The sequence below is a fragment of the Psychrobacter sp. Cmf 22.2 genome (genome assembly GCF_001921745.1).
Taxonomy (GTDB): Bacteria; Pseudomonadota; Gammaproteobacteria; order Pseudomonadales; family Moraxellaceae; genus Psychrobacter.
Genome location: NZ_MRYA01000002.1, coordinates 554,572 through 568,090 on the forward strand (window position 1 = coordinate 554,572; position 13,519 = coordinate 568,090).

The 13,519-nt window shown below is 44.3% G+C and carries 12 protein-coding genes; 4 read left to right on the plus strand and 8 right to left on the minus strand.

What is annotated here, in order from left to right:
* Positions 1–273: 273 nt before the first annotated feature.
* The gene (locus tag BTV98_RS06470; protein WP_075103210.1) at positions 274–1,050 is read left to right on the plus strand and encodes an SDR family oxidoreductase; all 777 of its coding nucleotides are present in this window, start codon (positions 274–276) and stop codon (positions 1,048–1,050) included.
* Positions 1,051–1,082: 32 nt separating this feature from the next.
* Here BTV98_RS06470 and BTV98_RS06475 read toward each other — a convergent pair whose 3' ends face one another.
* The 4 genes from BTV98_RS06475 to BTV98_RS06490 all read right to left on the minus strand — a co-directional run bounded on the left by BTV98_RS06475 (position 1,083) and on the right by BTV98_RS06490 (position 5,694).
* Entirely contained in the window at positions 1,083–2,579 is a 1,497-nt protein-coding gene (locus tag BTV98_RS06475; RefSeq protein ID WP_075103211.1) for a bifunctional 2-methylcitrate dehydratase/aconitate hydratase, read from the minus strand.
* A gap of 204 nt (positions 2,580–2,783) precedes the next feature.
* Positions 2,784–3,392: a GNAT family N-acetyltransferase gene (locus BTV98_RS06480; RefSeq protein ID WP_075103212.1), complete on the minus strand. Its 609-nt coding sequence runs from the start codon at positions 3,390–3,392 to the stop codon at positions 2,784–2,786.
* Positions 3,393–3,404: 12 nt separating this feature from the next.
* Positions 3,405–3,797, minus strand: coding sequence for a hypothetical protein (locus BTV98_RS06485; RefSeq protein ID WP_075103213.1), 393 nt, complete (start codon positions 3,795–3,797; stop codon positions 3,405–3,407).
* Between the two features lie 43 nt (positions 3,798–3,840).
* Entirely contained in the window at positions 3,841–5,694 is a 1,854-nt protein-coding gene (locus tag BTV98_RS06490; protein ID WP_075103214.1) for an ABC transporter ATP-binding protein, read from the minus strand.
* A 120-nt stretch (positions 5,695–5,814) separates the two neighbouring features.
* Here BTV98_RS06490 and BTV98_RS06495 point away from each other — a divergent pair, with 120 nt between their 5' ends.
* Positions 5,815–6,279 carry a DMT family transporter gene (locus tag BTV98_RS06495; RefSeq protein ID WP_058368811.1) on the plus strand — a complete coding sequence of 155 codons (465 nt, stop codon included), beginning with the start codon at positions 5,815–5,817 and terminating at the stop codon, positions 6,277–6,279.
* Here BTV98_RS06495 and prpF read toward each other — a convergent pair.
* Positions 6,276–7,511 (minus strand): 2-methylaconitate cis-trans isomerase PrpF, encoded by a 1,236-nt coding sequence (gene prpF, locus BTV98_RS06500; RefSeq protein ID WP_058368812.1) that lies wholly within the window; start codon positions 7,509–7,511, stop codon positions 6,276–6,278. The genes BTV98_RS06495 and prpF overlap by 4 nt on opposite strands.
* A gap of 101 nt (positions 7,512–7,612) precedes the next feature.
* Between prpF and BTV98_RS06505 the strand changes: the two genes are divergently transcribed.
* Positions 7,613–7,834 carry a hypothetical protein gene (locus BTV98_RS06505; RefSeq protein WP_058368813.1) on the plus strand — a complete coding sequence of 74 codons (222 nt, stop codon included), beginning with the start codon at positions 7,613–7,615 and terminating at the stop codon, positions 7,832–7,834.
* Between the two features lie 17 nt (positions 7,835–7,851).
* The gene (locus BTV98_RS06510) at positions 7,852–8,142 is read left to right on the plus strand and encodes a type II toxin-antitoxin system RelE/ParE family toxin (RefSeq protein ID WP_058368814.1); all 291 of its coding nucleotides are present in this window, start codon (positions 7,852–7,854) and stop codon (positions 8,140–8,142) included.
* A gap of 164 nt (positions 8,143–8,306) precedes the next feature.
* Here the strand turns inward: BTV98_RS06510 and acnD are convergent, their stop codons facing one another.
* The 3 genes from acnD to prpB all read right to left on the minus strand — a co-directional run bounded on the left by acnD (position 8,307) and on the right by prpB (position 13,298).
* Positions 8,307–10,952: a Fe/S-dependent 2-methylisocitrate dehydratase AcnD gene (acnD, locus tag BTV98_RS06515; RefSeq protein ID WP_082638018.1), complete on the minus strand. Its 2,646-nt coding sequence runs from the start codon at positions 10,950–10,952 to the stop codon at positions 8,307–8,309.
* Positions 10,953–11,166: 214 nt separating this feature from the next.
* Positions 11,167–12,297 carry a 2-methylcitrate synthase gene (gene prpC, locus BTV98_RS06520; protein ID WP_058368816.1) on the minus strand — a complete coding sequence of 377 codons (1,131 nt, stop codon included), beginning with the start codon at positions 12,295–12,297 and terminating at the stop codon, positions 11,167–11,169.
* Positions 12,298–12,404: 107 nt separating this feature from the next.
* On the minus strand, positions 12,405–13,298 hold the full coding sequence (gene prpB / locus BTV98_RS06525; protein ID WP_058368817.1) for a methylisocitrate lyase: 894 nt from the start codon (positions 13,296–13,298) through the stop codon (positions 12,405–12,407).
* Between the last annotated feature and the right edge of the window lie 221 nt (positions 13,299–13,519).

Sequence of the window (13,519 nt, forward strand, 5' to 3'; positions counted from 1 at the left end):
ATATTAGGTCTTGCAGATAGAATAATGATTCAAGCGTATTGTAGCGCATTTGGCAAGATTATTATTTAGCATTAACCAGACTTAATCCATGCGTCTTTGATCAAAAATAGATAATATCTGTGCCTTGGAATATATCGAACTTGGCCTGTGCTTAGCTATTAATAAATTTTCTATAATTATCTGCCATGCATTGTGCTATTTTAAAGTCAGCAATAGCGTTCATACTTAATTGACGTTAAAGAAGAATATTGCAATTGCAAAGGAAGATGCTATATGGACAATAAAACCTATCTTATCATTGGCGGGACTGGCGGCATTGGTCAAGCGATGGTTGAGCAGCTGGTACAAGCGACTGCTAGTGAGCAAGGCAACAAAGACGACGATAGCACTCGCATTAAGGTCTTCGCCACTTACCATAAAAGCGTTCCTAACTTTGAAGCGGATAATCTGCACTGGCTACAAATGGATGTCAGCGATGAGAGCAGCATCAAACAAGCCGCTGACAATATTAAGCAGCAGAGCACGCATCTTGATTGGGTGATTAACTGTGTGGGGCTGCTACATACTGAAAAATCACAGCCTGAGAAAGCACTCCGGCAAGTTGAAACGGAATTTTTCTTACAAAATATGCAAATCAACGCGTTAGCAGGGTTACTTATAGCCAAGCATATCAGACCGCTACTTGCTAAATCCAAGCGTAGTACTGATAAACCTGCAATATTCGCGACCATATCAGCGCGTGTGGGCAGTATTAGTGATAATAGGCTTGGCGGTTGGTACAGCTATAGAATGAGTAAGGCTGCGCTAAATATGGGTATGAAAAACCTAAGCATAGAATGGGGACGCTCATTAAAAGACGTCTGTATAGTGGTCATGCAGCCGGGGACAGTTAACACGCAATTGTCGGCACCATTTCAAAGTAATGTCGCAGATGGGCGGTTATTCTCGCCAGCCTATAGTGCAGAATGTCTATTGGAGGTGCTGTCAAACATGACTGCTGCCCAATCTGGGAGTTTTGTCGACTGGGCAGGGGAGTCAATTCCTTGGTAAAGTAGGACTTGAAAAAGTCAATTAATCATCGTCTAATTAATGACAAATAAGTCCATAAACTCATTGACAGGCGTTTGCTCTAATTGAGCTTGGTCATCGCATAGCGCAACAATCTCGTCACACCGACTCTCGATAAAACGGGTAGCCAGACTGGCTCGAAACTTTGCTTCTAACACAGGGATGCCTTCTTCACGGCGGCGTTTGTGACCGATTGGATATTCAACAGCGACTTTATCGGTACTGGTGCCATCTTTAAAAAATATTTGAATAGCATTGGCAATAGAGCGTTTGCTTGGGTCATGATAGTCTGCTGAGTAGCGCGCGTCTTCTTCTACCACCATTTTGCTACGCAGCTCATCGATGGATAGATGTTGCTCATGATAGTCGTCTTCATAGTTTTCTGCCATGAGATCGCCGGTTAGTAAAGGAACGGCAACCATATATTGCAGGCAGTGATCACGATCGGCAGGATTGGCAAGTGCGCCTTCTTTTGAGATAATTCGAATTGCCGAGTCATGCGTGGTCAGGACGATTTTCTCAATATCATCAATTCTATCTTCGATGCGTGGATGCAGAATGACTGCTGCTTCACAGGCGGTTTGTGCATGGAATTCAGCAGGGAAGCTTATCTTAAATAAAATGTTTTCCATCACATAAGTGCCAAAGTCACGCTGGAATCTAAAGCGACGCTCATCTTCAGGCTTGAGCGCGAGATCTTTGTTGGTATGGCTAAATAGCACATCATAAAAACCCCATTGCGGCGCAGTTAACGCACCAGGGATACCCATCTCACCGCGACGCGTGATATCTACCAATCGCACAGCACGACTGGTTGCGTCACCTGCCGCCCATGATTTTCGGCTGCCAGCATTGGGTGCATGACGATAGGTACGTAGCGCTTGACCATCGACAAGGGCTTGGGAGATAGCCGCCATAATACGCTCGCGTGGTAGGTCATATAACTTGGCAACGACAGCGGTTGATGCGAGTTTGACTAAGAATACATGGTCAAGACCCACGCGGTTAAATGAGTTTTCAAGCGCCATGACGCCTTGAATTTCATGCGCCATAATCATGGCTTCAAGCACATCTTTCATGGTGAGCGCCGGGCGACCTTTACTGACGTTCTGCTGACTGATATAGTCGGCAACTGCCAAGATACCGCCTAAGTTGTCTGAGGGGTGGCCCCATTCAGCGGCAAGCCACGTATCATTATAGTCAAGCCAGCGCACCATACAGCCAATATCAAAAGCAGCTTTGATGGGGTCAAGCCTGTGGGAAGTGCCAGGGACGCGCGCGCCATTAGGCGTTATCTGATCGATGCATTCAGGCCCTAGATGCTTGGTACATTCAGGAAAACGTAGTGCGAGCAGGCCACAGCCTAGCGTATCCATTAGACAGTGGCGTGCAGTCGTCCAAGCATCGGCGCTATTTGGAGAGTCGTCGATAGAGTAGTTGAGAACATAATCGGCTATTTTTTGAATCTCGTCATCATATTCTGGACGGACATTGCTTTCTACATTAGACATAGTCGTTACCTCTTCCTTGAGTCAGATGATTTTTTGACTATTAACCGTTTATCAGTATCTTCAGTTTTACGATCATAGTCATGACTCAAAAGTAGCACAATCAATATAGAACAACAGTGAAGTCGTGTAAAAGAACTTTATCGTTTGAGGCTTTATACGTAAGATCTCATGATTGCGTCAATTTTATCACATCAAGTCAGCCGCTTAAGTCATCAAGTAGATTAAGCCTGCGATGAACAAAAGGCTCAATATCAAAAGCAAAAAACTCAACAATTTGGTGACAAACCCTGAACTTTCAGAGCCAGCTGGTTTCTGAGATTTTGCTTTACCCTTTTTTAAAATGGGTAAGACCATGGTGATATGGTCGATATTGTCTTCAAGATACACAGGGCCTTCAGGGACAAACCCCAATGATTCATAAAAGCTAAGCAAATAGGTCTGTGCTGAGATAATAATTGGTTTTTTGCCGTACTTTTTACGGCAATACTTAATGGCATGCGTCATGATTTGTCGTGCCAAGCCATAGCCTCGATGATCGCTTAATACCAATACCCTTCCGATGGCTGGCATTGAGTGTGCTGAGTTTTCTAAAGATTTTTTGGGATTAAATTTAGGTCCAATGATGCGACAATAACCGACCAGCGCTTCATCTTTATGAGCGATCAGATGCAAGCAATCAAAGTCTACCTCATCCATATCTTGGTAAGCACAGTGTTGCTCGACAACGAATACTTGCGAGCGGGCCTTTAAAATATGATAGAGGTCAACTGAGGTCAGCTCATCAAAGGTTTTTATAGAAAATTCACAGGTCATAATTCATGGTTCTTAACGATTTAGACGTTTTTGATTTACTTGTACGGTCTTTGCATAAGGACTAATGCCTTTATCCAAGATTTTAATAGCTTCCTCATCAATATCATTCTCAAAATTATTAAAAGCATTGTGATGTCCCAACATAAAGCTTTGGCAGTTGCTTAGCCACTTATTGAATAATAACGATTGTGAGGACAGAATTTGTAAATTTATATCACTCATAGAATCTACAAAGGCTTTTTGCTTTTCTTCAACCATAGAAAGTATTTCTGTCTGTTGCAGTTTGGGGTTCATAGGAGAGGTGGCAAGCATCCACATTCTAGAGGCCATGATTTGTGGCACAGCGACACACATCATCACGGTTTTTTGTTGAAGCTTTATTGCACTTACTGAATTCGTTAGCATTTTTTTCTCAATATACTTTAAAATAATCTAACATTATATAGACTTAACCCTGTAGTGTTTGACTAATTTTGTCCAAGTTTAAACTATCCGACATGGCACTAAATATCTCGTAATACTTACCACCTTTATCATACAGCGCTTCATGCGTCCCAGTCTCAACCACTTGGCCGTTTTCTATCACCACCAAATCATCGGCGTCAATAATCTGTGCGATATTGTGCGAGACCATAATCACCGTACGGTCTTTTTTGATAAGATCCAAGCTTTTTTTGACCTGTTGACTGGCGATCGCATCCAGGCTGGCGGTTGGTTCATCTAAGAACACAATCGGTGGATCTTTTAGAAACATACGTGCCAGCGCAATACGCTGCTGCTGACCACCCGATAGAGATTTGGCCGTACTCTCATAACCGTCTGCAAGTTTAATGACTTGCTCATGAATTGAGGCTTTTTTGGCTGCGACTATAATGTCATCCATAGTGGCATTCATATTGCCATAACGAATGTTTTCACTAATAGTGCCTGAGAATATATGGTTGCTTTGTAACACCAAACCAATACGCTGGCGCAGCTCATGCGTATCACAGTCTTTTAGGTCATGACCATCTAGCAATATCTTGCCTGAATCTGGCTCATAAAATTTTACCAATAAGCTGATGATAGTACTCTTACCTGCACCAGAGAGACCTACCAGCGCAGTAATGCGATTGGGGCGGATGTCGAAGCTGACATCCTTTAGCGCCTGTGTGCCGTTAGGATAAGTAAAGTCAACGTTTTTAAGCTTTATATGACCTTTTAAGTCTTTGGTGCTCATACCTGTGACATTTTCAACTTGTTTGTCATCCTCTAGTATCTCAAAAAATCCTTCTGCATAAGTGAGCGCGTTATTGATCTGATCATAAATGCGATGCAATTGACGGATAGGGGCAGCGACGTTCTGAAACAGCAGTACATGAAACAAGACCATGCCGATAGTCATCTGACCTTGCAATACAAAATAAGATGTCAGTAAAATAATGACCACTACGCCAATCTGCTCAATAAAAGTCTTAATCGCATCATAGATAAAGCCAATACTGCGAATACGCAGCTGATTATCGGTCATATCTTTTTGAATTTTTAGGTGTTTTTGGGCTTCAATAGGTTCACGGACAAAGGATTTGACCACGCTAATTGAATTGATAAGCGAGATAACCAACCCGCTTTTGGCCTCTCGAAAGCTGCGCATCTGTCTACGAAAACCTTGTAGACGTTTGGCTTGTTTTTGACTGATAAAGAAATAAATGGGGATAATAACCAGCCCAACCAAACCAATCCATACATTGGTCAAAAACATAATAATCAGCGAGACGATGGCACTAGCAAACAGCGGCAACATGTCGATAAAAAAGTTTTGCACCAAGCTTGTCAGGCTGCTCACGCCCCAATCAATACGAGTTTGTAGTTTACCGCTATCGTTTTCACTACTGGTATAAAACGCCATGCGATAAGTCAAAATGCGCTCGATAATCTTTTGTGATAAATCACGCGATAGATTGATGCGAATCTTCTCGCCAAAAAAACGCTGCCCGAATGAGATAAATATTGACAGTATCTCTTTGGTCAGTAGTACCGCACTGATAATGCCAAGCATACGCAGACCTGCCTGCCAAGGCTCAGCGAGGGTCGCAATCTCAGTCAAAGTGTCGACAGCATAACGCAGCACAAAGGCATTGACTTGTGCGGTGAACGAACCAAGTACGGTCAAGATCAGCGTGGCTGCGATAAGTAAGCGATAAGGCCTTGCGAATACCGCCAGTTTTTTGAGAATATCCCATAGTAACGCCCGCCGCTCCCTTTTTTTGATAGGAGGCTTATTATCTAAAGGAACACGGCGTGACTGGGGACGGATTGTCATAAAAACTTAGCTCATTGATTTGAATATTTCACTAAATTATATTTATATTAAATATTAAATATTAAAATTAAGTTTGGTATTATATGGAGATATTCTTTATTATCTTTTGGTGAACGCCGTTTGAAAATACTTCCTTATATCTTGATTAGCCTATTAGGAGGTGCCATTGTTCCGCTCCAGCTGGCTATTGTCAACGCTTTTCGAGAAAGTACGCAAGCCTCTCAAATCCAATCTACCTTTTATTTATACTTAGGAGGTGCATTGGCTTCTTTAGTGCTGTCCTATATGATGAGTGGTGGTATTAAACCGCCAATAATTGAAAATGCGACATGGTGGATGTGGTTACCAGGATTCTTGGGCAGCTTTTATATCTTGTTTATGTTTATTGCCGCGCCAAAGATAGGCGCAGGTAATACATTGCTCTGGGTTTTTCTAGGACAAATGTATTTTGCCTTGATTCTAAGCCAGACTGGGTTGTTTGGCTTAGAGGTCAAAACGATAGATATCTATAAAATTACTGGTTTAGCCTTAGTCACTCTAGGCGGGATGTTAATGATATACGGTGAGAGTAAAATTAGCGGTTAAAAACTATCCGCTGGCACAAATACCGCGCCTTCCATAATTCGGCGAGCAGAACGACTCATGGAGACTTTTTTGGCTTGCCAGCGTCCAGCGACTTGTTCAGTCTTGCCGCCGACCAGCAGTGTTCCTGATGGATGACCAAAACGAACCTCTGACAGCTCGCCACCGCCTGCCGCCTCATTGACTAGTGTGCCTTGCGTGGTCGCTGCTGCCGCAATGGCGACCGCTGCTGTACCCATCATCGCATGATGCAGTTGTCCCATACTCATCGCGCGAACCACAAGATTGATGTCATCTTTATTGACTGCTTTGCCGCTCGAGGCGCTATAGCTTTGTGCTGGTGCTACCCACGCAATCTTAGGAATATGTTGGCTGGTTTGTGCCTCGCTCTCGTCTTTAAAGAGTCCCATTGCCACACCGCCACGCGCACGGATAGCCTCTAACTTGGCTAAGGTCTCACTATCACTATTAATATCGCCTTGTAGCTCCGTACCGCTAAACCCTAAGTCTGTTGCCTGCATAAAGATTGTCGGGATACCTGCACTGATAAAGGTCGCTTTGACGCTATCGATATTTAGACCACAACCAGAGACATCAAAGTCATCGACGAGGTTGTTGGTCGGAAACATATCACTGGATGAATCGACTGGATCGATAAATTCGATTTTGACCTCAGCAGCGGGGAAGGTCACGCCATCGAGTTCAAAGTCGCCTGTTTCTTGCACTTGCACCTGGCCATTCTTATCTTTGTATACAGGTACATGAGCGATAATGGTTTTGCTGATATTCTCTTGCCAAATACGCACTTCGCAGATACCGCTGTCCGCGTCTTTATCAATGCTACTAGAAACCTTGTCCGCGTCAACCAAACCCATATTTATCGCACAAGCACCCACGGCGGCGGTTAAGTTACCGCAATTACCCGCCCAGTCAATCATGGGCTTTGCGATATTAACTTGTCCAAATAAATAATTGACGTCATGATCAGCTTGTTTTGCTTCAGACAATATCACCGTTTTTGACGTACTAGAGCTGCCATTGCCTAAGCCGTCGATTTGCTTGCCATACGGGTCAGGGCTACCGATGACACGCAATAAGAAATTATCCCGCGACTCGCCTGCCACTTGGCAACGCTCAGGTAGATCAGATAATTTAAAGAAGGTGCCCTTTGAGGTGCCGCCACGCATATAGGTGGCGGGAACAGAGAGTTGCGGTGCGAATTTTGGTTGGGTCATGGTTTTCATTCCTTTAAGTCTTATTATAGTGTGAATAGTTAATATTTCTTGTTTGTGGTAAAATACCACAAAGGTTAGTATTATTAAATAAGGAGGACGTTATGTCCACTGCGAGTATACGACTTAATAAGTCCCTGGTTGACAAAGCTCATGCTATTGCAAAAGCACAACACCGGACACCACCGAAGCAGATTGAGCACTGGGCAACTATCGGTCAAATTATGGAAGATAATCCTGATTTATCCTACGAATTTGTTCGTCAGTTATTAATTGCACAAGCCGAGGTTGATGCTGGTATGACTGAGCCTTATGAATTTGGATAGTTTAATCTGGAAAAAATATGACTCAATCTCTACGTGTTATTCAGTCTCATGGGTTCAAAAAAGCGGTTAAAAAGTTACATAAGAATCAAAAATCAGACCTTGATAAGGCTGTGCACGCAATCGTTGATGATCCTCATTTAGGAACACTCAAAGCAGGTGATCTTTCGTCTGTGCGCGTCCACAAATTTAAAATGGCAAAACAGTTAACGTTATTAGCTTATCAGATAGATGATGGTCAGCTCGTTCTTACGCTGCTTATGCTAGGGACACATGAGAACTTTTATCGTGATGTTAAGTTAATGCTTTAAAGCTAAGTTTTTAAGCTCGATACTGTTAAACGCCATCGGCATCATTTGCCAAATCCACATAGTTAGGCAGTACAAATAGTTAGGAAATATAAGCTTAAAAAAGCCGATGCCATATCTTTATATAACATCGGCTTATTTATTACTTATACGCTATGCCTTGACGCTTACGCAATATCTAGCGTGCCTTCAATAAACTCTTTGGCAAAACGCTGTAACATACCGCCAGAGTTGTACATCTTCACTTCATCAGCCGTATCTAGGCGGCAGATAACTGGGGCTTTATCGACTGTGCCGTCTTTGCGATGAATCACTAGCGTCATATCGCCGCCCGCCGATACTTCACCTTCGATATCAAAGATTTCTGTACCATCGATATTTAGCGTCTCACGGTTGGTGCCTTCTTTAAACTGTACGGGAAGTGCACCCATACCGACTAAGTTTTGACGGTGGATACGCTCAAAGTCTTCAGCCACGACGACTTCTACGCCAGCGAGGCGCACGCCCTTTGCAGCCCAGTCACGGCTTGAGCCTTGACCATAGCCGTCACCAGCGATGATGATAAGCGGCTGCTCACGATTCATGTAGGTTTCGATCGCTTCCCACATACGCATGACTTGACCTTCTGGCTCCACACGAGCGAGTGAGCCTTGAATGACGTTACCTTCCTCGTCACGTACCATCTCATTCAATAACTTTGGATTGGCAAAGGTGGCACGCTGCGCGGTTAAATGATCACCGCGGTGCGTGGCGTATGAGTTATAGTCCTCAGCAGGCAGTCCCATGGTATCGAGATACTCACCAGCTGCAGAGTCGCCCATGATCGCATTCGATGGTGACATGTGATCGGTTGTGATGTTATCGCCAAGTACGGCTAGTGGGCGCAGACCTTTTAATTTATTCATCGCGGCCATCTTACCTTCCCAATAAGGAGGGCGACGGATATAAGTACTCATCTCACGCCAGTCGTACTGAGGGTCGATAACCGACGCTTCATTACGACCTGCCTGTGCTTTGGCTTCATCAAACATCGGAATATAGACGGCATTATACTGCTCAGGTTTGACGGCTTTAGCCACGATAGCATCGACTTCACTGTCCTCAAACCAGATGTCTTTTAGATACACATCGTTGCCATCTTGGTCTTTGCCGAGTGAGTCTTTTTCAATATCAAAACGGATATTACCAGCGATAGCATAGGCGACCACCAAAGGCGGTGAAGCAAGGAAAGCTTGCTTAGCATACGGATGGATACGGCCATCAAAATTACGGTTGCCTGATAATACGGCGGTACTAAATAAATCCCGCTCGATGATCTCTTGCTCAATCTCTGGATCGAGCGCACCGCTCATGCCATTACAAGTGGTACAAGCAAAGGCGACGACATCAAAGCCCAGTTTTTGTAGCTCGGGCAATAAGTTGGCTTCTTCTAAATACAGCTTAACGGCTTTTGAGCCTGGCGCGAGTGACGACTTGACCCAAGGTTTGCGAATAAGGCCTTTTTCCACCGCATTACGAGCGACAATACCGGCAGCCACCATGTTGCGCGGGTTTGAGGTGTTGGTACAGCTGGTGATAGCAGCAATAATGACGGCACCATCCGGCATCAGACCATCTTTTGGTTCTGGTAGTTTTTCGTTTTCACCGTGGGCGATGCCTTCTTTGACAAGATCAGTCGTCGATACACGTGCATGGGGACGTGACGGGCCTGCGATGTTACGCACGACTTTCGATAAGTCAAAACGTAATACACGCTCATACTCGGCATCTTTTAGGCCATCTGCCCAAAGACCAACCTGTTTGGCATAGGCTTCAACTGTTTCGATTTGCTGCTCTGAGCGTCCGGTGAGACGTAAATAATCAATGGTTTGCTCATCGATGGAGAACATCGCAGCAGTTGCGCCGTACTCTGGTGTCATATTCGAGATAGAAGCACGGTCGCCAACAGTCAAATTGCGCGCGCCTTCGCCATAAAATTCTAGGTAGGCTGAGACCACGCCTTCTTCACGTAAAAACTCTGTCATCGCCAGTACTAAGTCTGTACCGGTAATGCCTTCTTGCAGCTTGCCTGTTAGCTCAACGCCAACGATGTTTGGCAAGCGCATGTATGAAGGGTTGCCCAACATCACGCTTTCGGCTTCTAGCCCGCCGACACCGATAGAGATAACGCCGAGCGCATCGACCATTGGTGTGTGGCTATCAGTACCGACCAAGGTATCAGGGAAGGTGATGGCATCGCCGTCTTGGTCAGCGACGACTTGTACCACTGGCGACATTTTTTCAAGATTTATTTGGTGCATGATGCCGTTACCAGGCGGTACGACGTTGACGTTATCAAAGGCGTATTGGCACCAGTTAATAAAGTGAAAACGATCTTCGTTACGGCGCTCTTCGATGGCACGGTTTTTTTCAAACGCATCTTCTTCAAAGCCTGCATGCTCGACCGCTAAGGAGTGATCGACGATCAATTGCGTCGGTACGATGGGGTTAACTTTGGATGGATCACCACCTTCTGCGGCGATGGCATCACGTAGACCTGCAAGATCAACAAACGCAGTCTGTCCTAAGATGTCGTGGCAAACGACGCGGGCAGGATACCAAGGAAAATCCACTTCTTGCTTACGGTAGATATGCTGTGACAGTGCCTCGGCCAAATCCTCGGGTGGGCAGCGGCGCACGAGGTTTTCGCATAATACTTTTGAGCTAAAAGGTAGCTTAGCATAAGCACCCGGCTCAATTTCATTGACGGCTTGCTCGACATCAAAGTAATGTAATTCGGTACCGGGCAGGGGCTTTTTATATTGCTCATTCATGGCTTGCGGATTAACTTGCGTTAAAGGCTGCTTGCTGTCGCTCATGGCGTGCTTTCCTTTATAGTGGGTTTTATTAGGTGTCAAAGTATTTATTTAGCAAAATATATTATGAATAATAGGTTTTGCTAAATAAATGTTACGGCAATTTTAGAGAGTTATAGGGTGCGCCATACGCACCCTATAATGAAACAACTAAGTAAATAATGATGATTAATTAACCACGCTCAGCGATAGTAGGTACGTCTCTTGGCTCTTCACCGATGTACTCTGCACTTGGGCGAATAATACGATTATTTGCGCGCTGCTCAAAAACGTGAGCCGCCCAGCCAGTCAGGCGCGAGCAGACAAATATTGGGGTAAATAGCTTGGTTGGGATACCCATAAAGTTATAGGTTGAGGCATGGAAAAAGTCAGCATTACAGAACAGTTTTTTCTCACGCCACATGACTTCTTCACAGCGCACAGATACTGGATATAAAACCGTATCACCAACGTCCTCAGCCAGTTTTTCCGCCCATTCTTTGATGATGACGTTACGCGGATCAGATTCGCTATAAATTGCATGACCAAAGCCCATGATCTTATCTTTACGCTCAAGCATAGCCATCATCTCTTTTTCGGCTTCATCTGGTGAGCTAAAGTCTTCAATCATATCCATCGCCGCCTCATTAGCGCCGCCATGCAAATGACCGCGTAATGAGCCAATCGCACCCGTGATACAAGAATGGATATCTGACAAGGTAGAAGCACAAACGCGCGCAGTAAAGGTAGAGGCATTAAACTCATGCTCTGCATACAAGATAAGTGAAACGTTCATCACGCGCTCGTGTAGCTCATTTGGCTTCTCGCCTTTGAGCAGATGTAAAAAGTGCCCACCGATAGTGTCATCATCGGTTTCAGTCTCGATACGTACATTGTCATGGCTAAAGCGATACCAGTAGTTGATGATTGAGGGGAACACCGCCAGCATACGATCTGTTTTATCATTTTGCTGTTCAAAGTCGGTTTCCATCTCAAGATTACCCAGCATCGAGCAACCAGTACGCAATACATCCATTGGATGAGCTTCCGCTGGAATACGCTCAAGCACATCTTTTAATGCTTGTGGCAGACCACGCATCTTTTTGAGTTTGGCTTGATAAGCATCAAGCTCACTTTGGGTGGGTAAGTTGCCATAAAGCAGTAGATAAGCCACTTCTTCAAAGATACATTGCTCAGCCAAGTCTTTGACATCATAACCACGGTAAGTAAGACCTGAGCCTGATTTGCCGACAGTTGATAATGAGGTCTTGCCAGCGACCTGACCACGTAGTCCTGCGCCTGATAGTTGTTTGCCTGCTGCCATGATTAAATTCCTTTTGTTGGTAGCTTGTTGTTAAGGTGATTGGGTTAAACAGCATTCACTGTTAAAAGTGCTTGAAAAAACAAGTTTATACCTTACTTAGTTTTTTCTTACTTATTATCAGCAAACAGCTTGTCTAGTGTTTGCTCAAACTCGTGATAATTTAAGAAGTCATAAAGCTCCATGCGCGTCTGCATGGTATCAACGACATTTTCTTGGGTGCCGTCATCTAAGATATGTTGATAAACATTTAATGCCGCTTTGTTCATCGCACGGAAGGCTGATAATGGATATAGCACCATATCGACACCTACGCCATGTAGCTGCTCAGTGGTGTACAGGTCAGTTTGACCAAACTCAGTCATGTTGGCCAGTACCGGAATATCTAGTACATCAGTAAATTTACGATACATCTCAATGTCAGTTAAAGCTTCTGCAAAGATCATATCAGCACCGGCTTCTTGAAAAGCAACCGCACGCTCAACCGCCGCATCAAGCCCTTCAACTGATAGTGCGTCAGTACGCGCCATGACCACAAAGTCAGGGTCAGTTTTGGCATCTAAGGCTGCTTTTAAACGGTCTACCATCTCTGAGATACTGACGATTTCTTTATTAGGACGATGACCACAACGCTTTTGGGCGATTTGGTCTTCGATATGTACGGCTGCCACGCCTGCTTTTTCCATTTTTCTTACGGTTTGGCTAATGTTAAATGCACCGCCCCATCCCGTATCGATGTCGACCAATAATGGTGTGTCGACGGCATCAGTGATACGGCGCGCATCTTCAAGCACGTTATCAAGGCTAGTCATACCAAGATCAGGTAGACCAAATGAGGCATTAGCGACACCGCCACCAGACAGATAGATCGCTTGATGTCCCACTTGCGTTGCCATCATTGCCGTGTAGGCATTAATAGTACCGACAATTTGTAGCGGCTGATTATTATCGTTCTTTTGTTTTATGGCGCTGCGAAAGCGAGCACCAGCTGATAATGAGGTCATTTAAGAATCCTTAGGTAGAGGGTTAATCTTATTGTCGCCAGATAAAACCTTGGTCAATATCTTGTCTGGTCAAATTTTTATTAACTTAGAGTATACGCATTTGGTCTTAATTTGGAAGGGATCATTGCTAATATAAATTTAGTAAATATTTATTAAAAATTAAGTTAATTTAACAGTATTCATTTATTGAATAATACTATCTATATAATGAGGTTATCTTC

Coding starts and splice junctions, on each gene's coding strand:
- prpB (WP_058368817.1), bottom strand. CDS start 13,298: ATGACCTCATTATCAGCTGGTGCTCGCTTTCGCAGCGCCATAAAACAA.
- BTV98_RS06480 (WP_075103212.1), bottom strand. CDS start 3,392: ATGACCTGTGAATTTTCTATAAAAACCTTTGATGAGCTGACCTCAGTT.
- prpC (WP_058368816.1), bottom strand. CDS start 12,297: ATGGCAGCAGGCAAACAACTATCAGGCGCAGGACTACGTGGTCAGGTC.
- BTV98_RS06505 (WP_058368813.1), top strand. CDS start 7,613: ATGTCCACTGCGAGTATACGACTTAATAAGTCCCTGGTTGACAAAGCT.
- BTV98_RS06470 (WP_075103210.1), top strand. CDS start 274: ATGGACAATAAAACCTATCTTATCATTGGCGGGACTGGCGGCATTGGT.
- acnD (WP_082638018.1), bottom strand. CDS start 10,952: ATGAATGAGCAATATAAAAAGCCCCTGCCCGGTACCGAATTACATTAC.
- BTV98_RS06475 (WP_075103211.1), bottom strand. CDS start 2,579: ATGTCTAATGTAGAAAGCAATGTCCGTCCAGAATATGATGACGAGATT.
- BTV98_RS06510 (WP_058368814.1), top strand. CDS start 7,852: ATGACTCAATCTCTACGTGTTATTCAGTCTCATGGGTTCAAAAAAGCG.
- BTV98_RS06490 (WP_075103214.1), bottom strand. CDS start 5,694: ATGACAATCCGTCCCCAGTCACGCCGTGTTCCTTTAGATAATAAGCCT.
- BTV98_RS06485 (WP_075103213.1), bottom strand. CDS start 3,797: ATGCTAACGAATTCAGTAAGTGCAATAAAGCTTCAACAAAAAACCGTG.
- prpF (WP_058368812.1), bottom strand. CDS start 7,511: ATGACCCAACCAAAATTCGCACCGCAACTCTCTGTTCCCGCCACCTAT.